The sequence below is a fragment of the Streptomyces mayteni genome, assembly GCF_054783955.1.
The window spans coordinates 38,618-60,467 of the sequence record NZ_BAAGPR010000015.1; the positions used below are offsets into that span (position 1 = coordinate 38,618).

Annotated in this window: 24 protein-coding genes, 1 tRNA gene and 1 pseudogene; 15 read left to right on the forward strand and 11 right to left on the reverse strand. The window is 73.2% G+C overall.

What is annotated here, in order from left to right; translation table 11 throughout:
* The first annotated feature begins 139 nt into the window (after window positions 1-139).
* Both sepX and ACYVPE_RS09895 read left to right on the forward strand, forming a co-directional pair.
* Window positions 140-1,072 carry a divisome protein SepX/GlpR gene (gene sepX, locus ACYVPE_RS09890; protein WP_461033087.1) on the forward strand — a complete coding sequence of 311 codons (933 nt, stop codon included), beginning with the start codon at window positions 140-142 and terminating at the stop codon, window positions 1,070-1,072.
* A 63-nt stretch (window positions 1,073-1,135) separates the two neighbouring features.
* Window positions 1,136-1,209: transfer RNA gene (locus ACYVPE_RS09895), tRNA-Ala, on the forward strand.
* Window positions 1,210-1,329: 120 nt separating this feature from the next.
* Here ACYVPE_RS09895 and ACYVPE_RS09900 read toward each other — a convergent pair.
* Window positions 1,330-2,337 (reverse strand): NADP-dependent oxidoreductase, encoded by a 1,008-nt coding sequence (locus ACYVPE_RS09900; RefSeq protein WP_461033088.1) that lies wholly within the window; start codon window positions 2,335-2,337, stop codon window positions 1,330-1,332.
* 111 nt (window positions 2,338-2,448) lie between these two features.
* Between ACYVPE_RS09900 and ACYVPE_RS09905 the strand changes: the two genes are divergently transcribed.
* Window positions 2,449-3,042: a TetR/AcrR family transcriptional regulator gene (locus ACYVPE_RS09905; RefSeq protein ID WP_461033089.1), complete on the forward strand. Its 594-nt coding sequence runs from the start codon at window positions 2,449-2,451 to the stop codon at window positions 3,040-3,042.
* Between the two features lie 40 nt (window positions 3,043-3,082).
* Here ACYVPE_RS09905 and ACYVPE_RS09910 read toward each other — a convergent pair whose 3' ends face one another.
* The 3 genes from ACYVPE_RS09910 to ACYVPE_RS09920 are packed head-to-tail and all read right to left on the reverse strand — an operon-like array spanning window position 3,083 to window position 5,986.
* Window positions 3,083-4,618 carry an MFS transporter gene (locus ACYVPE_RS09910; RefSeq protein ID WP_461033090.1) on the reverse strand — a complete coding sequence of 512 codons (1,536 nt, stop codon included), beginning with the start codon at window positions 4,616-4,618 and terminating at the stop codon, window positions 3,083-3,085.
* On the reverse strand, window positions 4,615-5,166 hold the full coding sequence (locus tag ACYVPE_RS09915; protein ID WP_461033091.1) for a TetR/AcrR family transcriptional regulator: 552 nt from the start codon (window positions 5,164-5,166) through the stop codon (window positions 4,615-4,617). Before ACYVPE_RS09915 ends, ACYVPE_RS09910 begins: the two co-directional genes overlap by 4 nt.
* Window positions 5,167-5,221: 55 nt before the next feature.
* A complete protein-coding gene (locus ACYVPE_RS09920) occupies window positions 5,222-5,986 on the reverse strand; it encodes an SDR family NAD(P)-dependent oxidoreductase (RefSeq protein WP_461033092.1) in 765 nt (254 codons plus the stop codon).
* 52 nt (window positions 5,987-6,038) lie between these two features.
* Here ACYVPE_RS09920 and ACYVPE_RS09925 point away from each other — a divergent pair, with 52 nt between their 5' ends.
* Window positions 6,039-6,629 carry a TetR/AcrR family transcriptional regulator gene (locus ACYVPE_RS09925; protein WP_461033093.1) on the forward strand — a complete coding sequence of 197 codons (591 nt, stop codon included), beginning with the start codon at window positions 6,039-6,041 and terminating at the stop codon, window positions 6,627-6,629.
* 24 nt (window positions 6,630-6,653) lie between these two features.
* On the opposite strand, the gene ACYVPE_RS09930 is transcribed toward ACYVPE_RS09925, so the two are convergent.
* Window positions 6,654-7,796, reverse strand: a complete 1,143-nt coding sequence (locus ACYVPE_RS09930) for an MFS transporter (RefSeq protein WP_461033094.1) — start codon at window positions 7,794-7,796, stop codon at window positions 6,654-6,656.
* Between the two features lie 49 nt (window positions 7,797-7,845).
* Between ACYVPE_RS09930 and ACYVPE_RS09935 the strand changes: the two are divergent.
* Window positions 7,846-8,790: pseudogene (locus ACYVPE_RS09935) on the forward strand (LysR family transcriptional regulator).
* Here the strand turns inward: ACYVPE_RS09935 and ACYVPE_RS09940 are convergent.
* Both ACYVPE_RS09940 and ACYVPE_RS09945 read right to left on the reverse strand, forming a co-directional pair.
* Window positions 8,772-9,488, reverse strand: a complete 717-nt coding sequence (locus ACYVPE_RS09940; protein WP_461033095.1) for an ABC transporter permease — start codon at window positions 9,486-9,488, stop codon at window positions 8,772-8,774. The pseudogene ACYVPE_RS09935 and the gene ACYVPE_RS09940 sit on opposite strands and share 19 nt — an antisense overlap.
* On the reverse strand, window positions 9,485-10,483 hold the full coding sequence (locus tag ACYVPE_RS09945) for an ATP-binding cassette domain-containing protein (RefSeq protein ID WP_461033096.1): 999 nt from the start codon (window positions 10,481-10,483) through the stop codon (window positions 9,485-9,487). Before ACYVPE_RS09945 ends, ACYVPE_RS09940 begins: the two co-directional genes overlap by 4 nt.
* A gap of 123 nt (window positions 10,484-10,606) precedes the next feature.
* Here ACYVPE_RS09945 and ACYVPE_RS09950 point away from each other — a divergent pair, with 123 nt between their 5' ends.
* The 3 genes from ACYVPE_RS09950 to ACYVPE_RS09960 are packed head-to-tail and all read left to right on the forward strand — an operon-like array spanning window position 10,607 to window position 13,904.
* On the forward strand, window positions 10,607-11,707 hold the full coding sequence (locus tag ACYVPE_RS09950) for a TetR/AcrR family transcriptional regulator (RefSeq protein WP_461033097.1): 1,101 nt from the start codon (window positions 10,607-10,609) through the stop codon (window positions 11,705-11,707).
* A complete protein-coding gene (locus ACYVPE_RS09955) occupies window positions 11,704-12,330 on the forward strand; it encodes a transcriptional regulator (RefSeq protein WP_461033098.1) in 627 nt (208 codons plus the stop codon). The genes ACYVPE_RS09950 and ACYVPE_RS09955 overlap by 4 nt, the downstream gene beginning before the upstream one ends.
* On the forward strand, window positions 12,327-13,904 hold the full coding sequence (locus ACYVPE_RS09960) for a pyruvate, phosphate dikinase (RefSeq protein WP_461033099.1): 1,578 nt from the start codon (window positions 12,327-12,329) through the stop codon (window positions 13,902-13,904). The genes ACYVPE_RS09955 and ACYVPE_RS09960 overlap by 4 nt, the downstream gene beginning before the upstream one ends.
* A gap of 7 nt (window positions 13,905-13,911) precedes the next feature.
* On the opposite strand, the gene ACYVPE_RS09965 is transcribed toward ACYVPE_RS09960, so the two are convergent.
* Window positions 13,912-14,499, reverse strand: a complete 588-nt coding sequence (locus tag ACYVPE_RS09965; protein WP_461033100.1) for a histidine phosphatase family protein — start codon at window positions 14,497-14,499, stop codon at window positions 13,912-13,914.
* 601 nt (window positions 14,500-15,100) lie between these two features.
* Here ACYVPE_RS09965 and ACYVPE_RS09970 point away from each other — a divergent pair.
* Window positions 15,101-15,301 carry a hypothetical protein gene (locus ACYVPE_RS09970; protein ID WP_461033101.1) on the forward strand — a complete coding sequence of 67 codons (201 nt, stop codon included), beginning with the start codon at window positions 15,101-15,103 and terminating at the stop codon, window positions 15,299-15,301.
* Between the two features lie 41 nt (window positions 15,302-15,342).
* Here ACYVPE_RS09970 and ACYVPE_RS09975 read toward each other — a convergent pair whose 3' ends face one another.
* Window positions 15,343-16,029, reverse strand: a complete 687-nt coding sequence (locus ACYVPE_RS09975) for a TetR/AcrR family transcriptional regulator (RefSeq protein ID WP_461033102.1) — start codon at window positions 16,027-16,029, stop codon at window positions 15,343-15,345.
* Window positions 16,030-16,282: 253 nt separating this feature from the next.
* On the opposite strand from ACYVPE_RS09975, the gene ACYVPE_RS09980 reads away from it, so the two are divergent.
* The 3 genes from ACYVPE_RS09980 (at window position 16,283) to ACYVPE_RS09990 (ending at window position 18,517) form a co-directional block, all read left to right on the forward strand.
* Window positions 16,283-16,720 carry a hypothetical protein gene (locus tag ACYVPE_RS09980; protein ID WP_461033103.1) on the forward strand — a complete coding sequence of 146 codons (438 nt, stop codon included), beginning with the start codon at window positions 16,283-16,285 and terminating at the stop codon, window positions 16,718-16,720.
* Window positions 16,721-16,865: 145 nt separating this feature from the next.
* A complete protein-coding gene (locus ACYVPE_RS09985; protein ID WP_461033104.1) occupies window positions 16,866-17,642 on the forward strand; it encodes a hypothetical protein in 777 nt (258 codons plus the stop codon).
* Window positions 17,643-17,716: 74 nt separating this feature from the next.
* Window positions 17,717-18,517, forward strand: a complete 801-nt coding sequence (locus ACYVPE_RS09990; protein ID WP_461033105.1) for an SAM-dependent methyltransferase — start codon at window positions 17,717-17,719, stop codon at window positions 18,515-18,517.
* A gap of 378 nt (window positions 18,518-18,895) precedes the next feature.
* On the opposite strand, the gene ACYVPE_RS09995 is transcribed toward ACYVPE_RS09990, so the two are convergent.
* The gene (locus tag ACYVPE_RS09995) at window positions 18,896-19,237 is read right to left on the reverse strand and encodes a hypothetical protein (RefSeq protein WP_461033106.1); all 342 of its coding nucleotides are present in this window, start codon (window positions 19,235-19,237) and stop codon (window positions 18,896-18,898) included.
* A gap of 79 nt (window positions 19,238-19,316) precedes the next feature.
* On the opposite strand from ACYVPE_RS09995, the gene ACYVPE_RS10000 reads away from it, so the two are divergent.
* Window positions 19,317-20,159: a helix-turn-helix domain-containing protein gene (locus ACYVPE_RS10000; RefSeq protein WP_461033107.1), complete on the forward strand. Its 843-nt coding sequence runs from the start codon at window positions 19,317-19,319 to the stop codon at window positions 20,157-20,159.
* Between the two features lie 28 nt (window positions 20,160-20,187).
* Window positions 20,188-20,388, forward strand: a complete 201-nt coding sequence (locus ACYVPE_RS10005) for a DUF397 domain-containing protein (protein WP_461033108.1) — start codon at window positions 20,188-20,190, stop codon at window positions 20,386-20,388.
* On the opposite strand, the gene ACYVPE_RS10010 is transcribed toward ACYVPE_RS10005, so the two are convergent.
* Window positions 20,385-20,966, reverse strand: a complete 582-nt coding sequence (locus ACYVPE_RS10010; protein ID WP_461033109.1) for a DUF2690 domain-containing protein — start codon at window positions 20,964-20,966, stop codon at window positions 20,385-20,387. The two genes, ACYVPE_RS10005 and ACYVPE_RS10010, sit on opposite strands and share 4 nt — an antisense overlap.
* 165 nt (window positions 20,967-21,131) lie before the next feature.
* Between ACYVPE_RS10010 and ACYVPE_RS10015 the strand changes: the two genes are divergently transcribed.
* Complete coding sequence (locus tag ACYVPE_RS10015) at window positions 21,132-21,815, forward strand: pyridoxine/pyridoxamine 5'-phosphate oxidase (RefSeq protein WP_461033110.1); 684 nt, start codon at window positions 21,132-21,134, stop codon at window positions 21,813-21,815.
* Window positions 21,816-21,850 lie beyond the last annotated feature (35 nt).

Here is a 21,850-nt window from a genome sequence, read left to right on the forward strand (position 1 = left end):
TACCCGTTATCGGGAGGCGCCGACCGGCCGCGACCACCCGGGTAACAATCCGAAGAAATACCCGGGATGACGGCCTGATCGTGCGACACACCGAGCCATTTGGCAGATGGACTCGCACAAACCCCTCTACGGTGTGAGCGTGAGCAGCAGTGGCCTCATCTTCGCAATGATCGTCGGGGCCTGGGCCGCGTATCTCGTGCCGATGTGGCTCCGCAGGCAGGACGAGCTCAACGAGGCCCGGCCGACGGAACGCTTCAGCACCGCCATCCGGCTGCTGACGCGCAAGCGCGCGTCGGAGCAGTCGACGGAGGGGGACACGCCGGAGCCGGTCGCCGACGACGCCCCGCCGGCGCAGCCGGACGTCCACGCGGACGTCCGCTCCTTCGCCGAGCCCATCACCGACGCCCACCTCGCCTCGCCGACCCAGGACCCGGCCCAGGGGCCGGCGCCCGCACCGGCCGCCGTGGCGCCGAGCGGCCGCGCCAAGGTCCTCGCCCGCCGCCGGCGAACCACCATGATCCTGCTGCTGGCCTTCACGCTCGGCGGCATCGTCACCGTCACCGCCGGCTCCCGGTTCCTCTGGCTGCCCGCCGTGCCGGCCGTGCTGCTCACCGCGTACGTCGTCCACGTGCGCCGCGCCGAGGCCAAGCGCACCGCCGTCGCCATCGACCGCCGCCGCGCCGAGGAGGCCGCCCGCCGGCTCCGCCAGCGCACCCAGGCCAGCTCGGCGGCGATGCCGGAGAAGCCGTCCAAGGCGATCGTCGAGCAGACCGACCACGCCGAGTGGGTCGACCAGCAGCGCCGCCGCCAGCCGACGCTCGACGACGAGCCGCAGAGCTGGGACCCGGCGCCGGTCCCGCTGCCCACCTACGTCAACGCGCCGGTCGCCCCGCGCACCAACCGCGGCATCGACCTCGACGCCCCCGACACCTGGTCCGCGGCCCGCTCCACCACGGCCGCCTCCCCCCAGACCGCCGCCCCCACCCCCCAGCCGGGCGCGCAGCGGACCCCCCTCTTCGACCAGTACGCCGACCCCGAGGACGAGCGCCACCGCCGCGCCGCCGGGGAGTGACCCTCACCCCAGGAACGGATTTCTACCCGCCCCTCCCCGAGTGCTACAGTTTCGGAGTCGCAAGGGCCTGTAGCGCAGCCTGGTAGCGCATCTCGTTCGCAACGAGGGGGTCAGGGGTTCAAATCCCCTCAGGTCCACCGGCAAGGGCCGTTCCCAATACCAGGTGGAACGGACAGACGAGATCCCGCCCGATCGGTTGATCGGGCGGGATTTCGGCGTTTCCGGGGTTTGTTCGAGGCAGTTCGTCCTTCAAGGCCCTAAGCGACCGTGAGGACGATCTTGCCCTGGATATGACCGCGGGCGGCGCGTTCGTGTGCCGCGCGGGCCTGCGCGAGCGCGAACGTGCTGTCGATCGCGACCCGGACCGTGCCCGCGTCGATCAGCCGTCCCAGTTCGGCGAGTTGCGCGCCGTTCGAACGGACCTGGGTGATCGAGACCGTGACGCCCAGCCTCGCGGTCTCCGCCGCGTCGAAGTCCCCGGGAAACACGGGGAGCTGGGAACCGCCGCGCCTGAGCGTGCGCAGGAGGCGACGGCTGTCGGGGCCGCCGACGGTGTCGAGGACGACGTCGACGTCGCGCACCAGGTCCTCGGGGCGGCTCCTGGTGTAGTCGATGAACCGGTCGGCGCCGAGCCCGCGCAGGAACGATTCGTGCGCGCCGGAGGCCACCGCGACGACCTGTGCGCCCTGCCACTTCGCCAGTTGGAGTGCGAAGTGCCCCACACCGCCTGCGGCGCCGTTGACGAGGACCGTCGTGTCGGCGTCGAGGGCCGGCGGGCGGTGCGGTGCCTCCTGGAAGGGTGAGGGGTGGTCGTGTCCGAGCTCGATCAGGAACTGCCAGGCGGTGAGCCCGGCCATCGGCGCCCCGGCGGCGTGCACGTGATCGACGCCGGCCGGCTTGCGGGCGAGGTCCGACGCGGGCGCGGCCACGTACTCGGCGTACGCGCCGCCGTCGAAACCGGGGAACCGCAGCAGGCCGAAGACCTCGTCCCCCACGGCGAGATCGCGCACGTCCGCGGCGACGGCCTCGACGACGCCCGACACGTCCGTCCCCGGGATCACCGGCAGCCGGACCGTCACCTCCGAGCCTGGCACCCTGGTCAGCCCGCGGCGCAGGTACCAGTCCGGCGGATTGACGCCGACCGCGTGCACGCGGACGAGCACCTCGCCCGGCCCCGGTTCGGGGATCGGCACCTCGTCCGCACGCAGGACCTCGGGGCCTCCGTGCTCGTGGAGTCGGACCGCCCTCATGGTGTGTGTCGGCATCGTTCTCTCCTGCCAGCGGCGCGGGATACGCTTATCCGGATCGGCGGTCCATATATCCGGACCGCTGATCCGAATATATGGACCACTGATCCGGATCGTCAAGAGGGGCCGATGCGAGCCGACGCGAGGAAGAACCGCGACCACCTGCTCGCGGTAGCGGACACGGCCCTCGCCGAGCAGGGCGTCGACGTGTCCCTGCGCGACATCGCGCGCCGGGCCGGGGTCGGGCTCGCGACGCTCCTGCGGCACTTCCCGACGCGCGAGGCGCTGCTCGAAGCCCTGCTCCGTACGAGCTTCGACGAGCTGACGGCGAAGGCGGGCGAGCTGGAGAGGTCGAGCTCACCGGAGGACGCCCTCGTCTCGTGGCTGCGCGAGTGCACCGCGTGGACGACCGCGTACCGGGGCGTGACCGTGCTCATGGCAGCCGCCATCGACGATCCGGACTCGGCGCTCCACGCCTCGTGCGTCACCCTGCGCGCGGCCGGCGCGCGGCTCCTCGCCCGCGCCCAGGCCGCGGGCACGGCGCGGACCGACATCGATGGCACCGACGTGTTCGCGCTGGTGGCGGCGCTCGCCTGGCTCGGCGACCAACCTTCGCTCGCGCCACGCGCCTGCCATCTCTTCGACGTCGTCGCGGGCACGATCCTGACCGGCGCGGCGAGCGGCGACGCGGAGGGGGAACGCCGACCGCTCGCCCACGACTGAGCGCTGGAGCCCCCGCGCGAGCGGAAAGGACTCCGGCGCTTCAGTGTGCGACGGGCTCGTCGTCCAGCCGCTGGCCGCGCAGCAGGAACCAGGCCGCGACGGCGGTGGCCAGCAGTACCGCGGCGCCGGCGCCGGCGGCGAGCCCCAGGCCGTCGACGAAGGACTGGCGGGCGGCGGCCAGCAGCTCGGCCGCCGTGTCGGGAGGCAGGTGGGAGGCGGCCTCCACGGCTCCGCCCAACGACTCGTGGGCCGCGTCGGGGGCGCCGGCCGGGCCGGTGAAGTTCCGGTAGACGCCGGTCACCAGGGAGCCGAGCAGCGCGATGCCGAGGGCGGTGCCGAGCTCGTACGCCGTCTCGGAGACCGCGGACGCCGCGCCCGCCCGCTCCTTGGGGACGCTGGAGAGGATGACGTCGGCGGTGACGGTGAAGGAGAGTCCCGAGCCGAGACCGACGACCAGCAGCGCGGTGCCGAGCAGCGGATAGCCGGTGGACTGGTCGATGACGGTGAGCGCGGCGAGCGCCACGCCGACCGCGGCCAGCCCGCCGGAGACGGTGGCACGGACCGAGAACCGCCGGGCCGCGCGCCCGGCGAGCAGGCCGGCGGTCACCGCGCCGACGGCGGCGGGCAGTTCCGCGATGCCGGCCTCGAGCGGCCCTCTGTCCTGGACCAGTTGCAGGTACTGGGAGAGGAAGAAGATCAGGCCGGCCAGGCCCAGGATGGTCATCAGGTCGGCCAGGACCGCGCCGCTGAAGCCGCGGCTGCGGAAGAGCCGGGTGTCGAGCAGCGGGGTCGGCAGGATCCGCTGCCGCCGGACGAACGCGTAGAGGGCGGCGGCCCCCACAAGACCCGCGGCGATCGAGCCGAAGGCGAGGCCGTGCGCGGCGGTCTCCTTGATCGCGTACACCGTGCCGACCATGCCGACCAGCGAGAGGACGACGCTGACGAGGTCCCACGGGCCGGGGTTCGGGTTGCGGGACTCCGGCAGCAGCTTGACGCCGAGGAGGACGAGGACGGCCATCACGGGCAGGTTGATCAGGAAGACCGAGCCCCACCAGAAGTGCTCGAGCAGGAAACCGCCCACGATCGGGCCGATCGCCATGCCGGCGGAGGCGGCGGCGCCCCAGATGCCGATGGCGACGCTGCGTTCGCGCGGGTCGTGGAAGAGGTTGCGGATCAGGGCGAGGGTGGCGGGCATCAGGGTGGCGCCGGCCACGCCGAGCAGGGCGCGGGCCAGGATCATCAGCTCGGGCGTCGACGCGTAGGCGTTGACCACGGATATCGCGCCGAACGCCGTGGCGCCCAGGAGCAGGACGCGCTTGCGGCCGACGCGGTCGCCGAGGCTGCCCATGGAGATGAGCAGTCCGGCGATCACGAAGGAGTAGACGTCGCCGATCCACAGCAGTTGGGTGCTCGACGGGCTCAGGTCCTCGCTGAGGTACGGGGTGGCGAGACCGAGGACGGTCGCGTCGACGGCGACCAGCAGCACGGCGAGGACGAGGACGGCGAGCGCCACCCAGCGGCCGGGGCGGTTGACCGCCCCCGTGGTGTCGGCGGTCGGCCTGATGGTGCTGGTCATGACGCCTCTCTCCGAGACGCGCCGCCGAGCAGCAGCTCGACGATCAGGTGGGTGAAGTCGTTGCGGGCCACCCGACCGTCGCTCACCGCCCAGGCCGCGGAGGCGAACAGGCCGTAGAGCGCCTCGGTGAGCCAGACGGCGCTGAGGTCGATGCGGAACTCGCCGCCCTCCTGGCCGCGCCGGAACAGCGCGTTCAACCGGGCGTCCATCCTGTCCCAGCCCTCGTGCTGCCCGGTGCCCTCGAAGAGCTGGTTCTCGGTGTAGAGGAAGGCGAGCAGGCCGGCGGAGGGCTCGATTCCGCCGACCAGGCGGCGCACCGCTTCGGCGGCCGGCCCCTCGTCGAGCCGCGCCGCGTCCAGGGCGGCCTCGCACTCGGCGATGGCGAGTGCCTCCAGGGCGCGCACGAGGGCGTCACGCCCGGCGAAGTGGCGGTGCAGCGTCGCCCGACTGATCCCCGCGGCCTGGGCGACCTCGTCCATGGTCGCCGTGGCCTTGCGGGACAGCAGCGCCGCGGCGGTGCGCAGCACGAGATCACGATCAACAGCCATGAGACAAGGGTATACCTCATGAGACATCGATGTCTCACGAGGGTCATGGGCTCGCTCAGCCGCGGGGGCCGAGGAAGAGGCCGCCGGTGGCGTCGATGGTCTGGCCGGTGATCCAGCGGGCGGCGTCGGAGGCGAGGAAGGCGACGACGTCGGCGATGTCGTCGGGGCCGCCGAGGCGGTCGAGGGCGGTCAGGGCGGTGATCTGGTCGACGAGTCCTGGCACGTCGAAGACGGCGCCGTTGGTCGGGGTTCTGGTGGCGCCGGGGGCGACGGCGTTGACGGTGATGCCGCGGGGGCCGAGTTGGTTGGCCAGGGTTCTGCTCATCGTCTCGACCGCGGCCTTCGTCATGGCGAAGGAGGTCTGGGCGGGGTTGGCCATCCGGGTGGCCACCGAGGAGATCGTGACGATCCGGCCGCCGTCGGGGATGAGGGGCAGCGCGTGCTGGACGGTGAAGTAGGGCGCGCACACGTTGACCGCGAAGAGGTGGTCGAACTCGGCCCGGGTCGTGGTGCCGAGCGGGCCGGCCGGTGGGGCCGCCGCGTTGTTGACGAGGATGTCAAGCGGGCGGCCGGCCAGGGCGGCCTCGACGCCGGCGAAGAGGGTCTCCACGTCGCCGTCCACCCCGAGTTCGGCCCGGACCGCGCGGGCGGTGCCGCCCGCGCCGGCTATCCGGTCGACCGTCGCCGCCGCCCCGCGCTCGTCGCCGTTGAAGTGCGCGATGACCGTGGCCCCTTCGGCCGCCAGCCGGGTCGCGATCGCCGCTCCGATGCCGCGGGACGCGCCCGTCACCAGTGCCGTCCTGTCGGTCAGTGTGCTCATGCTGTCCGCTCCAGTTCATGTGAGTCACTAACATTGCGGTAGTGTCTATCACATGAGTGAGCGGCGACCGAGCCTGCGGGAGCGGCAGCGGTCCGAGACCCGGCGGATGATCCAGGCGCGCGCGGTGCGGCTGTTCACCGACCGCGGCTACGACGAGGTGACGGTGGCCGACGTCGCCGCGGCCGCCGGGGTCTCGGCGATGACCGTGTACCGGCATTTCCCCACCAAGGAGGACCTCGTCCTCGTCGAGCAGCCGGCGCGGCTCGTCGCCGAGCGGGTCGCCGCGTCCGCCGCCACGGAACCCGTGGTGCGGCGCGTCGGGGGCGCGCTCGTCGAGGCGGGAACGGCGTTGACCGACGGGGAGGGGGAGCGGTTCCTGTTGGACTGCCTCAGGCTGATGGTCGCGACGCCGGCGTTGCGGGCCAGGCACCTGGACAGCCAGTACGCGCTGCAACAGGCCGTCGTCGACGCCCTCGGGGTCGACCCGGCCGACCCCGACGCCGCGTTCCGCGCGCACGCGGCGACCAGCGCCTGCCTGGCCGCGCTGCACACCGCGCTGACCCGCTGGGCCGAGGAGGGCGGGCGGACGCCGCTGCCCGAGCTGATCGAGCGGGCGCTCGCCGCGTCCTTCGGCCCGACATAGGCGGCGCGGGCGACAGGACAGGACCTAGGGGATGGCCGTCACCAGGAGTGCGGCGGCGACGAGGGTGCCGCCGAGCCAGAGTGGGCCGGCGGGTCCCGACAGTTCGACCGCACGGCCGCCGAGCAGGGCGCCCGCGCCGATGGCCAGGTTGAAGACGCCGGCGAAGAGCGACGAGACGGCCTCGCGCGCGTCGGCGGCGGCCGCCATCAGCCAGTTCTGCATGGTGACCGACACTCCGCCGTACGCCAGCCCCCACGCCACCGCCAGTGCCGCGGAGGCCACCACGCCGCCGCCGGTCGTCGCGAGCAGCAGGACCGTCGCCGCGAGCGCCGCGGAGATCGCCCGCAGCGTCCGCCGCGGATCGCGGGCCGCCGCCGTGCCGGCGAGGAAGTTGCCGAGGACGCCGGCGACCCCGTAGGCCAGCAGCAGCGCGCCGATCGCCGCGGCCGCCAGCCCGTCCGCCCGCTCCAGCACCGGACGTACATAGGTGTACGCGGCGAAGTGGCCGGTGACCAGCAGCAGGACGACCAGCAGCCCGGTGCGCACCGCGGGGGTGCGCGGCAGTCGGACGAGGGCGCGCAGCGGGATCGGCGCCACGGTGGGGAGCGGCGGCAGGGCCAGGCGCAGCAGGCCGGCCACCGCCAGCGCGAGCACGGCGGTGGCGGCGAACGAGGCGCGCCAGCCGACGAGTTCGCCCAGCATCGTGCCGGCGGGCACCCCCAGGACCGAGGCCACCGCGATGCCGCTGAAGATCACCGCCGTCGCGCGTCCCACCCGGTCGGGCGCCACCAGGTTCACGGCCAGGCTCGCGGCGACCGCCCACACGCCGCCGATGCACACCCCCACCAGGACCCGCGCGGCCAGCAGCACCGGCAGCCCGGGGGCCAGCGCGGCGAGCGCGTTCGCCGCCGCGAGCAGCACGAGCAACGCCACCAGCACCGTCCTGCGGTCCGTCCGCCGCACCGCGGGCGGCAGCAGGGGCGCCGCGACGGCCGCGACGAGCCCCGGCAGGGTGACGGCGAGACCGGCCGTCCCGTCCGAGACGCCGAGTCCCGAGGCGATCGGGGTGAGCAGCCCCACGGGCAGCATCTCCGAGGTGACGACGGCGAAGGTGGCCGCCGCGACGACCGGGACGGGCCCGAGTGGAGGAGTCGCACATGCCCTCAAGGCTCGGCACCGCAGGGGCCGGGAACAACGCCGAAGGTCTCATCGCTGCATGAGCGTGGCTCATCGATCGGTGCGGGAGAAGAGGGGCGTCGTGCGCGGGTTGGAGATCCGTGAGCTGGAGTGTTTCCTGATGCTCGCCGAGGAACTGCACTTCGGCCGCGCCGGGGAGCGTCTCTACGTCTCGCAGAGCCGGGTCAGCCAGCTGCTGCGCGCCCTGGAGCGGCGGATCGGCGCCCGGCTCGTCGAACGCAGCAGCCGGCGGGTGGCGCTGACCCCGTTCGGCGAGCGTTTCCTCGCCGAACTGCGCCCCGCCTACGAGGCGTTGCACGGCACGGTCGAGTCCGCCAGGGCGGCGGCCAACGGCCTGGCCGGCGCCGTGCGGATCGGCTTCCAGGGCACGGCGGAGGCCCCGCTGCTGCGCGCCATCGCGGCCTTGGAGGCGGCCGGCCAGGACGCCAGGGTCGAGTTGACCGAGATCCCGCTGGCCGATCCCTTCGGGGCGGTGCGCCGCGCCGAGGTGGACGCGGCGGTGGTGCTGCTGCCCGTGGCGGAGCCGGATCTCGAGCTGCTGGCCGGCTTTCCCGGGCAGCGGCAGCTGCTCGCCGTCCCGGTGCGCCATCCCCTCGCCGACCGGGCCTCGGTGACGGCGGACGACCTGGCCGACGCGGCGCTCGTCGCCCCCGCCGAGCCGGCGCCCGAATACTGGCGGCGCGCCCAGGCCCCCACGGCGCGGCCAGGGCCGCGGGCCCGCACCCTGTAGGAGGGGTTGAGCCTGGTGGCCGCGCGGCAGGGCGCGATGCTGCTGTGCCGGCCCATGGCGGAGTACCACGTCCGCGCGGACGTCGTCTTCGTGCCGGTGACCGGGTTGCCCGACTCGGTGCTCGGCCTGGTGGCGCGCCGCGGCCACGTCCCGGCGCCGGTCCGCGCGCTGGCCGGATTCGTCACCGGGGCGGTCGCGGGAGCGGCGCCTGGGCCTCAGCGTTCGCGGCCGTAGGCGGCGACGGCGAGCGGGCAGAAGACGGCGAGGATGGCGGCCGACCAGCCGAGGGTCCAGGCGACGGAGTCGCCGGCCGGGGTGCCGGTGAGCAGGGCGCGGGCGGCGTCCATGGCGTGGCTGACGGGGTTGGCGTTCGCCCAGCTCGCGAGCCAGCCGGGGAGGGTGTCGACGGGGGCCGCGAGGCTGGTGCCGAGCATCAGCGGGATGACGGCGAGGAACGCGAAGCCCATCACCGCGTTCTCGTCCCTGACGAGGACGCCGAGGAGCACCGTGACCCAGCTGAGGCAGAAGCCGAAGGCGAGCGCGAGGGCGACGGCGACGACATAGCGGACCAGGTCGGCCAAAACCGAGCCGAGCAGCGGCGCGGACCGGGCGATCGGCAGGCTGCGGAAGCGGTCGAAGACGCCCTTCCGCATGTCGATGTTGATGCTCAGCCCGCTGGAGAGCAGGCCGGAGAGGCCCGCGCCCATGACGACGATGCCGGGGAAGAGGTAGTCCAGGTAGGCGTCGGTCGAGCCGGTGACGGAGCCGCCGAAGAGGTAGACGAAGAGGAGCAGGAAGAGCGTCGGGGTGACGACCCCGTTGACGAGCGCGCCGGGGTTGCGGGCCGACTTGGTGAGGCCGCGGCCGGCGAGGACGAGGCTGTGCCGGAGCAGCGGCGGCAGGGCGGGGGCGGGGCTTGGGGCGGGGGTCATGCTCGGCTCCTCGGGGACCGGGGCTGGGGCTGGGGCTGGGGCTCGGCAGGCTCCGGTGTGTCGCGTGGGGCGCCGGTCAGGGCGAAGAAGACCTCGTCGAGGCTGGGCAGGCGCAGGGCGAACTCGGCCAGCGCGATCCCCCGTTCGTCGAGGCGGCGGGCCACCTCGAAGACGGTCAGGTCGCCGTCGACGGGCACCACGAGTCCGTGCCGGCCGGTGCGTTCGACCGGGTGGCCGCAGACCTCGGCGAGCACCCGGGCCACCTCGTCGGCCCGGTCCTGGTCCCTGAGGCGGGCGGCGATCGCCTGGCCGCCGACGATCTGCTTGAGGTCCGGCGGGGTGCCGTGGGCGATGACGCGCCCGTCGTCGATCACCGCGATCTCGTCGGCGAGCGCGTCGGCCTCCTCCAGGTACTGCGTGGTCAGCAGCACGCTCGCCCCGTCCGCCGTCAGCTCGCGGATGATCCGCCACAGCTCCTCGCGCCGCCCGGGGTCGAGGCCGACGGACGGCTCGTCGAGGAAGACGACGCGGGGCCGGCCGACGAGGCTGGCCGCGAGGTCGAGCCGGCGGCGCATCCCGCCCGAGTAGCCGGCCACCGGCCGGCGCGCGGCGTCGGCGAGGCCGAACCGGTCGAGCAGTTCCGTCGCGCGGCGGACGGCGTCGGGTTTGCGCAGGTCGAGCAGTCTGCCGAGCAGCACCAGGTTGCCCAGGCCCGTCAACTCCTCGTCCAGCGTGGCGTACTGGCCGGTCAGCCCGATCAGCCGGCGCACCCGCGCGGCGTCCCGGACGACGTCGTGGCCGCCGACCCGTGCGGTGCCGGCGTCGGGCCTGGTCAGCGTCGCCAGGACGCGGATGGCCGTGGTCTTGCCGGCGCCGTTCGGCCCCAGCACGCCGAGCACGGTGCCGGCGCGTGCGTGGAGGTCGACGCCGGCGAGCGCCGTGGTCGCGCCGAACCTCTTGACCAGCCCTTCGGTACGGAACGCGTAGTCGTCCATGCGTCCGGGTTCTCCCTCCCGATGGATGCACTCCGTTTCAGATGACGACGTCATCCGGATTTTGAGAGTATCCTAAATCCCGGTCCTGGCGGGAACGGATGGAACGAGCGGGAGGGAACGGTGATGGCTCGACTGACGCGGGTGCAGCAGCAGGCGCGCACGCGCGCCGCGGTGTTGGCCGCGGCGCGGCGGGAGTTCATCGAGTACGGCTACGGCCCGGCGAAGGTCGACCGGATCGCCGAGCGGGCGGAGTTGACCAGGGGCGCGGTGTACTCGAACTTCCCCGGCAAGCGCGCGCTGTATCTGGCGGTGCTGGTCGAGATGGTCGAGCGCGCCCACCCGAGCGAGCCGGCCGCCCGCCCCGACTCGCCGCCCGACGCGCTCGGCCGGTTCGCCAGGGCGTGGCTGGAGCGGCTGCCGCTGGTCGACGACTCGGCGGCGGGCGGCCGGCTGCAACTGCGCTCGCTGGTGGGCGTCGTCGACGACGGGCCGAGCCGGGCGGTGCTGACGGGGATCGCCAGGCTCGAGGCGCTGTTGCTGGCGATGGGCTTGGAGGACGTCGAGCCGGGCGCCGCGCCGCGGCGGGTGCGGCTCGCCGAGCTGGTGCTGACCCTGCTGGGCGGCTCGGGGCTGCTTGCCGAGCTGGCGCCGGGCTTCGGCGACCCCTTCGACCGGACCCGCGCCTGCGAGCACCTGGCCGGCCTGGACCTCGGCGACGTCTGGGCACCGCCGCACCTGCCGTATGTCGCGCCGGCCGAACCGTGCCTGGACGGCTGGGATCCGCCGTCGGGTCTGGTGGACCGGATCGTCGGGGGCGAGGTCGACCTCGGGGTCGACGGCCTGGTGACGGTGCTGGGCGCCGGCCGGCTGGCCGCCACCGAGGAGGCCGTCCGCGCGGCCGCGCCAGGCGAGCAGGTCACGGTGGTCGTGGTCACCGACGCACCGGCCGAGACCGGCGGCCTCGTGCGGCTCAGGATCAGCGACCTGGCCGGCTGCCTGCGCCGCGTCTTCCCACCCGAGGCGTGGCGGCGGCTGCGGCTGGTCGTGGACGACGAGGCGCGGGTGGCCACGGCCGTCGGGCTGACCGGCGTCGACGACGAGACGGAGGCCGCCGTACGGATCAGGGGCGGCGCGATCGTCGCCAGGGCGAGCGGGCGGAGCGCCGGATACGCCACCACAATCAGCAGCGCGGACGGCGCCAGGTCACGGGAGGCCACGGCATGACGCGGGCCGAACCACCGGTGATCGACGGCGAGTCGGCGGTGCTCCACGCCCTGCGCTGCGGCGGCCACGCCGGCGTCGCCCGGGTGGCCGCCACCACGGGCCTCGGCGCCTCGGACGCCGAGTCCGCGCTGATCGACCTCGCCGTCGCGGGTCTCGTCACCTACCAGGCGGGCCCGTTCGGCGCCTGGGGGCTGACGGAGGCCGGCCGCGTCGCGGACGCCGAGCGGACCGCCGACGCGTTGACGCGAGCCGGCGCCCGGGCGGCGGTGACCGCCGCCTACGAGCGCTTCCTCGTCCTCAACCCGGAGCTGCTCGACCTCTGCACGGCCTGGCAACTGCGCTCCGTCGACGGCGTGTTGGCGGTCAACGACCACGGCGACGCGGCGTACGACGCCCGGGTGCTCGGCCGGTTCGCCGACCTGGACCGCCGGGTCGCCGCCGTCTGCGCCGAGTTGGCCGCCGCGCTGCCCCGATTCGCCCGCTACCGTGCCCGGTTGGGCGAGGCGCTCGACCGGGCCGCCGCGGGCGAGTTGACGTATGTGGCCGACCACACCGCCTCGTACCACACGGTGTGGGCGGAGCTCCACGAGGATCTGCTCGCGACGCTGGGGATACCGCGGTGAGGTGGATCCGCCCGCTCGCTGGGGCGGTCGGCGAGCCCGTGGCGTCGCTCGGCGCCAAGGCGCACGGCCTCGTGACGCTGCGCCGGCTCGGGCTGCCGGTGCCGGCCGGGTTCGTCGTCACCACCGAGGCGTGCCTGGCGTTCCGGCGCACGGGCCGGCTGCCCGCCGGGCTCGACGACGAACTGGCGTCGGCCATGGGCGAGTTGGAAGCCGCGACGGGGCGCGGGTTCGGCGCGGCGCGGAAGCCGTTGGCCGTCTCGGTGCGCTCCGGGGCGAGCGTCTCGATGCCCGGCATGATGAACACGATCCTCAACCTCGGCCTGACGCCCGAGGCCACGGCGGGGCTGACGGCCGAGACCGGCGACGCGCGGTTCGCGCGGGACGCCAGGCGCACGTTCCTGTCCACCTTCGCCGCCGCGCTCGCCGACGTCGGCGTCGGTGCCGGTGTCAGTGCCGGTGTCAGTGCCGGTGCCGGCCCGGCGGTTCCCGACGACGACGCGGTCGGGCAGTTGCGGCTGGCCGTGGCGGCCGTCCTCGCCTCCTGGGACGCGCCGCGCGCCCGAACCTACCGCGAACTCCACGACATCCCGCACGACCTCGGCACCGCCGTGATCGTGCAGGCGATGGTGTTCGGGAACCGCGACGACCGCAGCGGCACCGGGGTCGCGTTCAGCCGCGACCCCAACACCGGGGAGCCCGCCCCGTACGGCGACGTCCTGTTCGGGCACCAGGGCGACGACGTCGTCTCCGGCCGCTCCCCCACCCAGCCGCTGCGCGAACTCGCCGGCCGGGAGCCGGCCGTGTGGGCCGGGCTGCTCGACGCGCTGCGCCGCGTCGAGGAACACCACCGGGACGCCTGCTACGTCGAGTTCACCTTCCAGAGCGGCGAGTTGTGGCTGTTGCAGGCCAGGCCGGGCCGGTTCGTCGGCGCGGCGGCGGTGCGGCTGGCGACCGACCTCGCCGACGAGGGCGTGATCAGCAGGGCCGAGGCGCTGCTCCGGATCTCGCCGCGGCACCTCGGGGCCGTCCGCACGCCCCGCGTCGCGGCGTCCGCGGAGGCCGACGTCCTGGGGCGGGGCGTCGGGGCCTGCCCCGGGGTCGCGGTCGGCGCGGTCGCGACCACGAGCGAGGCGGCGGTGCGGATGGCCGCCGCCGGGCCGGTCGTCCTCGTGCGGCCCGAGACGTCACCGCACGACATGCGGGGCCTGGCCGCGGCGGCGGGGATCGTCACCGCGCGCGGCGGCCCGGCCAGCCACGCGGCCGTCGTGGCAAGGGCGTTGGGCAAGCCGGCCGTGGTCGGCGTGGCCGGCCTCGGGCTCGGGGCCGCCGGCGGTGCGGCCAGGCTCGGCGGGCGCACCGTCGCCGAGGGCACGCTCGTCACCATCGACGGCACCGGCGGCGAGGTCGTGCTCGGCCGCGCCCGCGTCACGACGGGCGCGGCCGACGCGCACCTGCGTCGCCTGCTCGCCTGGGCGGACGAGGTGTCGGGCGGGGTGTCGGGCGACGCGGAGGCGGCCGGGCGGGACGAGGCCGGGCGGCTCGCCGCGGCCCATGCCGCGCTCCGCGGCGGCTGATTCTCGCTCAGGGGCGGACGCCGGGGCCGAACCCCGTCCACCGCAGGTCGGCCGGCAGATGACCCATGTCGTTGTAGAGCAGCAGGGTCGGCGCCGCGTCGGAGTGGTAACTGATCGCCGTCAGCGCCGTGTTGCCGCAGCTCAGCCCCAACCACCTGGCGGGCGGCGCGTCCAGCGCGTGCCGCACCAGCCAGGCCACCTGGTAGGCGTGGGTGACCAGCACCTCGTGGGTCTCGGTGGCGGCGGGGCGCGCGAACCGGTCGAGCAGCGCGGCCGCGAGCCGCGCGCCCTCGGCCGCCTCCGCGGCGTCGAAACCGTCGAAGAACCCGGCCCACGCCGGCGGCGGATCGGCCGGCACCAGCGGCACGTGGTCAACCAACTCGGCCGCCTCGCCCACCGGAACGCCCGGCAGGCGCTCCCCGATGATCCGCGCGGAGCGCACCGCCCGCGGCAGCGGCGAGTGCCAGACGGCATCGACCGGCAGCGCGGCCAGGCGCTCCCCGAGGAGCTCCGACTGCCGCCGCCCGACATCGGTCAACTCCCCGAACGCGTCTGCCGCGCCGTGCCTCACCACGTACAGGTGCCGTGCCGCCATCGCCGCCGCCTCCCGAGATTCGGATGCTTGCCACATTCGGATGTCGACATCACCCTAACTCGGGAGGAGGGAACCACGCCGGGGCTCCGGCCGCTCCAACCGTGGAAAAGAGTCCGGAATCCGCTCCTCCCATCCCCATCCTTATCACCCGCGAGCGGCCGTCGATTTACCGGGAGTTCACCCCGCGCAATGCCGGCTCCAACCGGATCGACACCTTCCGAAAGGCCGTCGAGAACGCCACTCCACCTGGCCGAGAATTTCCGCTGCCGTGCGGATCGCCGGGATCTCGGGTAGCCCCCAGAAGTTCTCACACAGAAAGGGGAATCTCCCATGACATCCCGGATGCGACGCACCGTCACGCGTGCCGCGGTCGCCCTGCCGCTGGCCGCCGTCGCCCTGGTGGCCACCGTCACCCCCGCCTCGGCGCACACCCTGAACGAGGCCGCCACCTCGTCCACCGGCTGCGGCTGGAGCAGCGGAAGCTACCTCACGCTGGACTCGGGCGCCATCACCACCAGCGGCGGTACGCGCTTCGGCACGGCATATCTGCTGTGGAGCGACGTCTACCAGGAAAACTGTGTCGTGACCCTCAGAGGGCGCAATGCACGGGGTCGCGAGCAGCACCGAGGCGCGCCTCATCGGTTTAGCCTCGGGCACCTTCCGCGACCAGGGTTCCTTCGGCCACTTCGCGGCCATCTCCGCGCCGACCGGCGGGGAATGCGTCTCCTATCGGGGCGAGATAATCTCCCCCGACGGGCAGATCGCCGAGAGCCCGCAGGTGGAATTCGGCTGGTGCGGCTGACCGCCGCGCGACGCTGGTCGGTTTCGGCGTCGCCCCGGTCGTCACGACCGGGGCGACGCCTCCCCCGACCGCGCCTCGCCGGTCGGCCGGCTCGCCCGCATGCGGCCGACTGGGGGTGGATCTGCGTGCAGCAGTGGCGACTTCGGCCGCGGCAGGTCGTACAGGGTGTAGAGGCGCTCGCGGATGCGCTCGGTCGGATACTGGTCGGTGTAGACGGCGGTCTTGAAGATCACGCCCTCCAGGACGCTGCGGAGCAGCACCTCCTCGAGCGCCGGGTCCTCGGCGCCGCGGGCGGCGAAGAGGGCGCGGAGCCCGTCCTCCAGGAACAGCAGCCGCTGCTCGGCGCGCGCCTCGGCGGCGGCGAAGAGCGGGTGGGTGGCGGGGCCGACGACCAGGCTCAGCGCCATCCGCTGCACGCCGACGGTGGTGGCGGCCGCGTACAGGATCCGGTCGATGATGCCGGCGAGGCGCTCGTCGGGCGTGCCGGTGACGTCGAGGACGGCGGCGACCCCGTCCAGGTAGCGGTCGAGTAGCTCGTCCACCAGCCTTTGCTTCCCGGCGAAGTAATAGGTGATCAGCCCCCGCGAGACGCCCGCGCGGGCGGTGATGTCGGAGATGGTGGCGTCGTGGTAGCCCTTCTCAGCGAAGACCTCGAGGGCCGCGCCGAGGATCCGCTCCCGCGACTGCGCCCGCATCTCCTCGTTGGTCTCCACCGATCGTGGTGACACTCCGCTACCCCATTCCCGCTGACCCGGCTCTCGATCTCCCTCGGCTTCCATTGTCCCGCTTCCGACCCGGGCACTCTGCGTGATGATGCCCGCATCCCATTGTCCCGGTGTACTGGATGGCTGTACAGTCAACGTGCGTCGGGGGGCGGCGGTCCTCGCCGGGCGAAACGGCCTCCCGCCCTGTGTCCGAGGACCGCCGAAGCGCCCTGCTCCCCGCGCGTTCTCTCTTTTTCACGATCGCAAGGAGCCCACCGTGGCGAGCAAGGAAGAACTCAAGGCCGCGATCCACGCCGCCTTCGACGCCGCCGTTCCGGACGGAGCGAGCTACACCAAGGTGTACGCGTCGGACATGCGGCAGCGGAACTACATCGTGTTCCAGAGCACCAAGGTCTACAACTACGCGGTGGGCTTCAAGCCGGGCGGCACGGAGTTGGTGATCGTCCCGGTCGACGAGGACGGCGGCACGGTCAGCGCCGGTTCGCCGGTGCGGATCACCGACGCCAACCGCGGCAACGTGAAGAAGCGCGACCTCCAGGGCCGCTTCCACGTCGCGACCACGGACGGCCAGAAGTTCCGCCTCACCGTGATCCCCTCGGTCCCGAAGATCACCGCGGCCTTCTACCAACTCCCGGTGGAGCAGCGGGCGGAGTTCGAGGCGTTCCAGGGCGTGCGGGAGCTGATCTGCGCCTAGGCCCCAGCCGGCCCGGCATGTGCCCATGGGATGATGATCACTCCCGAAAGGTGGGGGAGTGATGGAGAGTTGGCGACGCCGTGCGCTGGCCGTGGCCCTGTGTGCCACGGCCGCGCTCGCATTGGGCGGATGCGCCAGCCGGGGCATGGACGGACCCTGGGATGCCGAGGGGGCCGCCACCGAGGCGAGCGGGCCGGCGGACGCCGAGGCGCCGAGCGCGGTGGATCCCGCGGCCGAGGAGTTGCTGGGACGGGCTGACGCCGCGCTGCGGGGCGCGGCCTCGTACACCGTCTACGCCTCGTACGAGGGGCCAGGGCTCTCCAGCACCATGGCCATCGCGTTCGGCCGGGACGAGCGGTGCGCCGGCACGATGGAGTCCGCCGAAGACGGCCTCGAGGGCGGCGTCGAGGTCCGGCGTGACGGCGATGACCTCTGGGTTCGGTTCTCCACCGGGATGTTGGCCGCGCTCCTGGACGAGGACGGAGTCGAGGCGCTCGCCGACCACTTCATCCACGGCTCGGTGGACGACCCGAGGCTGTCGGACCTCGCTTCGTTCTGCGACCGCGAGGAGTCCGTGGAGAACCTGCTGTGGCCCCACCAGATCATGGACGGCATCGAGTTGACCGCCCTGACGATCGAGGAGTCGAACGATCACGCTGGGACGCCCGTGGTCGCCGTCCGCCGCGAGGACACCGAAGAGACGGGCACCGGCAGCGTCACGAGCACCACGCTGATCGCCACCGAGGGCGAGCCCTATCCTCGGCTCCTCACCATGGAGTTGGAGTCCGACGCCTACGGCCTGGGGAGGCTCGCCGTCGAGTACGACGGCTTCGGGGCGGAGCCGCCCTTCGAGCGTCCTGACGCCGGCTCCGTTCTCGAGGCCGACGAGTTGGGCGGGGCCCTGGGCGACATCCAGCTGTGACGGCCGCCGCCTGATGGGGCATGAGTCACGGGAGATAGCCTGCGCCCAGGTTCCGCACCACCCCCGGGAGAGAGATGAGCACCCCCAACGACCCGTTCAGCGTGCCGCATTCGGCGCGGATGTACGACTACTACCTCGGGGGCAAGGACAACTACCAGGTCGACCGGGTGGCCGCCGAGAAGGTGTTCGAGTGGTGGCCTGGGGTGCGGGACGCGGCGCAGGCCAACCGGGCGTTCATGCAGCGGGCGATCAGGCACCTCGTCGAGGAGGCGGGGATCCGGCAGTTCCTGGACATCGGCACCGGAATACCCACCGAGCCCAACCTGCACCAGGTGGCGCAGGAGGCCGCGCCCGAGTGCCGGATCGTCTACGTCGACAAGGACCCGCTGGTGCTCACGCACGCCGAGTCGTTGATGCGGAGCACGCCCGAGGGCCGCACCACCTACGTCCACGCCGACCTGATCACCGAGCTGGACGACATCCTGGCGTCGCCCCAACTCGCGCAGACCATCGACCTGTCGAAGCCGGTCGCGCTGTCGCTGCTCGCGCTGCTGCACTTCGTGACCGACGAGCAGGGCGCCCACGCGATCGTGCGGCGGCTGCTCGACACGCTGCCGGCCGGCTCCGCGCTGCTGCTCAGCCATGTCACGCCCGACTTCGACGCGCCGGCCCTGCGGCAGGTCGAGGAGATCTACCGGCGCGGCGGCATCCCGGCCCAGGTCAGGACGCGTGAGGAGGTCGCGCGGTTCTTCGACGGGCTCGAACTCCTCGAGCCGGGCATCACGGTGCCGCACCGCTGGCGGGCGCTGGCCAGCGAGTCGACGGAGCTGGACGCGAGGATCTCCGCCTGGGCGGCGGTCGGGATCAAGTCCTGAAGCCCGGAGAGGATCCACGGCGATCCCCGCCCCCGCGAGACAGGTGGGTCACTACACTTCGCCAACCGCAATGCCCGTGCGCCTCCCGGCTACGACACCCTGGCCTCGTACTTCGCGGTCGTCGAGAAGCTCCGCCACAGCGGCCTGTCGGCGTCCGAGCACGGCCGGGCAAGTGCGGAGTGCGACGGTAGGCCCACGAAGCGACCAGGAAACGGGCCCACCGTCGCATTGGCGGGTCAAGCCCCTCGGTCGAAGCCGACCCGTCGATCTCCACGATCGGGTGACCTGCGGAGTACGGCCCTGGCGTCCGCCACTGAGCGGTGGGCCCGATCCGGTGCGCCCCGTCACAGCCGGACGCACCGGTCGGCTCCGCGCTCCTCAGCGGAAGTGCGGCCAGACGGCGAGGTAGTCGGGGCCGTCCGGCCAGTCGGCGACGTCCTCCTCCTTGCGCAGGCCGTCGACGATGGTGCGGACCTCAGCGGGGCCGAGGAGCGCCCAGCGGGCGATCTCCTCCTGCGCGGCCCCGTGTTCATGCGCCCGGAAGACGGCGATCTCGCGGTCGGCGGTCGCGTCTTCGAGGACCCGGTGAGGTGCCGGATGCGGTCGCGGTAGTAGACGGTGGGTTGTGGAGTGCCGTGGGACATGGGTGATCGCCCTCCTATGGCTGGTGGCTGAGCGATCCTCCGCAGAACCAATTTGGACTCCTACATTAGATGTCACCAGTCACCTTCAGCTAGAGTGCGAGCACTCCCCGTGCGGGATTCAGTCGTGTGAGTGACGGTTGACATAGGGGTGCGGAGTGGCTTCACCAACGATCCAGCGACGGCGTCTCGGAATCGCGCTCAAGCGGGCCCGCGAGCGCGCCGGCAAGACACAGGACGAGGCAGCCGTCCTCATCGACGCGGCCTCAAGCAAGGTCAGCCGCATGGAGATCGGGCAGAACGGCATCAAGCTGACCGATCTCAACGTGCTGCTCGACTTCTACGGCGTGACGGGTGAGCAGGCCGACTGGATGCGGGACTTGGCCCGCTCCGGCCGACAGCGTGGGCGATGGAGCGGGTACCGGAACGTCATCCCCGACTGGTTCCGGCAGTACCTGGACCTGGAGGAGGACGCGACCGAGATTCGCTGGTACCAGGCGGAGTTGGTGCCCGGGATTCTTCAGACCGAGGCCTACGTCCGGGCATTGCATGTAACCGCGCCCCAGTTCAAGGACGGCGATCTCGATCGTCAGATCAGGGTCCGCATGGAAAGGGTCGGCATCGTTGACCGGCCCGATGCGCCACAGGTGAACTTCATCCTGAGCGAGTCGGCCCTGCGGCGTAACGTCGGTGGACCGCAAGTCATGCGAGAGCAGCGAGAGTTCCTGGCCAACGTTGCGCAGCGGCCCAACGTCCAACTCCAGATCCTGCCCTTCGACAGCGAGAGCTACGAGACCGCCACCTTCGGCTTCACCGTGCTTCGCTTTGACCACGACGCGAGCACGGACGTCGTGTACCTGGAGGACTACATGGACGCGAACTACCTTGATCGTCCCGACGCGGTGCGCGCCTACTCTGCCTTGTGGGACCGACTCCAGGCCGCCGCCCTGGGGCCGGTGGAGTCACGGCGCCTTATCCTGCGAGTGGCCGACGAACGATGAGCCACGACGCGAGAGGAGGCACGCGGTAGTGCGTGTTCAAGGCGATCCAGATGCCGCATGGCGCAGGAGCAGCTACAGCGACAACAACGGCGGCCAGTGCGTCGAGGTGGCCCTCGGCGATGGGCTGGTGGGCCTCCGGGATTCCAAGGCCCTGGGCGGGCCCGTCGTGCGGGTCGCCGCCGGTGCCTGGGGGGCGTTCGCCGGTTGGGCCGGGACACAGACCCGCTAGCGGAGCGAGAACTCCGTGTCCTCGCTGGCCTCGATGCAGTAGCGCGGCCAGTCGGCCTGGCGCTCGGGGGAGAGGCCGGGCACGGCGCAGACCTCCGCCTGGAACCGGTCGGGGTCGACGCCGGCCATCTTGGTGAACTGATCCGCGCCCCAGGCGATCTCCGCCTCCAGGACGCGGCCGCCTGGGACCTGGACGGTGACGCGGTCGCCCGGTTCGCCGTTCAGGATCCGGCCCCAGACGGCCTGGCAGTCCTGGCTGTAGCGGATTTCCAGCACGGCCGGGTTGTCCTCGGCCGGCCGGTGGGAGCCGACGTCCTCACCGCATTCCGGGACCTCCTCCGGATCGCGTCCGTCGCAGGCCGTGCCGGGGCAGCTCGGCGGCGGGTCCTCGGCCACCACGCGCTCCGTCAGCGAGGTGACCAGCACGGCCACCGCCGTGGTGACGGCGGTGACGCCGGCCGCCGCGATCAACGTGTTGCGCAGGACGTGGCGCCGGAAGGCGTGGACGAGCCCGGCCAGCCGGCCGCCGCCCGGCGGCGGCTCGGGCGCCGCACCGTCCGGGTTGATTGCACCGTTCATGACATCTCCCCACCCGTCGATGCCCCCGCCCTGGAAGCGTTCCCGCCGATTCGCGCCCACCACCGCGCCTGATTCCGCCATTTCGGGGGCGGCGCGCTGTGCGCGAAGTGTGCGCGCCCTGCGTCATCATGTGGCGCGGTGAGAAGGGAGCCAAGGATGACGGGCATGGCATGGCCGGCGGGCCCGGGCGAGGTGGGGCGGCTGTTGGCCGGGACACCGTTGATGGCACGGGAGTTGCCGGCGTTCGACGCGGACGCGGCCCCGGAGGGACCCGGGGAGCTGTTCGCCCGGTGGCTGGCCGAGGCCGTCGCGGCCGGGGTGCTCGACCCGCACGCCGTCACGCTCGCCACGGTCGACGCCGAAGGCGCCCCGGACGCGCGGGTGCTGGCACTGCGCAACGTCGATGTCGACGGCGGCGGCTGGGTGTTCGCGACCGACGCCACGAGCCCGAAGGGCGCCCAGCTGGCGGCCGGTCCGGTCGCGGCGATGACGTGCTACTGGCCGGCGCAGGGACGCCAGGTGCGGCTGCGCGGCCGGGTCGCGACGGCACCGCCCGACGTCTCGGCGGCCGAGTTCCACGCCCGCTCGCCCCGCTCCAGGGTGGCCGGACTCGTGGCACGGCAGAGCGAGCCGCTCGGCTCGCTCGGCGAGTGGACCCGGGCGGCCGAGGAGGCCGAACGACGGCTGGCCGCCGAGCCGGACGCCGTGCCGCCCGGGCACACGGTGTACGTGCTGTGGGCCGACGAGGCCGAGTTCTGGCAGGGCGACGCGGGCCGACGACACGTCCGGCTGCGATACCGGCGCGTGGACGGCGGGGGCCGCTGGCGGCGCGGGCTGCTCTGGCCGTGAGGCGGTTCGCGACCCGCGTCAAAGCCGCGTCATCG

Excerpts from the sequence above, each read along its gene's own strand:
- ACYVPE_RS09900 (WP_461033088.1), bottom strand. The coding sequence starts at position 2,337 with ATGCCGACACACACCATGAGGGCGGTCCGACTCCACGAGCACGGAGGC.
- ACYVPE_RS09905 (WP_461033089.1), top strand. The coding sequence starts at position 2,449 with ATGCGAGCCGACGCGAGGAAGAACCGCGACCACCTGCTCGCGGTAGCG.
- ACYVPE_RS09910 (WP_461033090.1), bottom strand. The coding sequence starts at position 4,618 with ATGACCAGCACCATCAGGCCGACCGCCGACACCACGGGGGCGGTCAAC.
- ACYVPE_RS09915 (WP_461033091.1), bottom strand. The coding sequence starts at position 5,166 with ATGGCTGTTGATCGTGATCTCGTGCTGCGCACCGCCGCGGCGCTGCTG.
- ACYVPE_RS09920 (WP_461033092.1), bottom strand. The coding sequence starts at position 5,986 with ATGAGCACACTGACCGACAGGACGGCACTGGTGACGGGCGCGTCCCGC.
- ACYVPE_RS09925 (WP_461033093.1), top strand. The coding sequence starts at position 6,039 with ATGAGTGAGCGGCGACCGAGCCTGCGGGAGCGGCAGCGGTCCGAGACC.
- ACYVPE_RS09940 (WP_461033095.1), bottom strand. The coding sequence starts at position 9,488 with ATGACCCCCGCCCCAAGCCCCGCCCCCGCCCTGCCGCCGCTGCTCCGG.
- ACYVPE_RS09945 (WP_461033096.1), bottom strand. The coding sequence starts at position 10,483 with ATGGACGACTACGCGTTCCGTACCGAAGGGCTGGTCAAGAGGTTCGGC.
- ACYVPE_RS09950 (WP_461033097.1), top strand. The coding sequence starts at position 10,607 with ATGGCTCGACTGACGCGGGTGCAGCAGCAGGCGCGCACGCGCGCCGCG.
- ACYVPE_RS09955 (WP_461033098.1), top strand. The coding sequence starts at position 11,704 with ATGACGCGGGCCGAACCACCGGTGATCGACGGCGAGTCGGCGGTGCTC.
- ACYVPE_RS09965 (WP_461033100.1), bottom strand. The coding sequence starts at position 14,499 with ATGGCGGCACGGCACCTGTACGTGGTGAGGCACGGCGCGGCAGACGCG.
- ACYVPE_RS09970 (WP_461033101.1), top strand. The coding sequence starts at position 15,101 with ATGCACGGGGTCGCGAGCAGCACCGAGGCGCGCCTCATCGGTTTAGCC.
- ACYVPE_RS09985 (WP_461033104.1), top strand. The coding sequence starts at position 16,866 with ATGGACGGACCCTGGGATGCCGAGGGGGCCGCCACCGAGGCGAGCGGG.
- ACYVPE_RS09990 (WP_461033105.1), top strand. The coding sequence starts at position 17,717 with ATGAGCACCCCCAACGACCCGTTCAGCGTGCCGCATTCGGCGCGGATG.
- ACYVPE_RS10010 (WP_461033109.1), bottom strand. The coding sequence starts at position 20,966 with ATGAACGGTGCAATCAACCCGGACGGTGCGGCGCCCGAGCCGCCGCCG.
- ACYVPE_RS10015 (WP_461033110.1), top strand. The coding sequence starts at position 21,132 with ATGGCATGGCCGGCGGGCCCGGGCGAGGTGGGGCGGCTGTTGGCCGGG.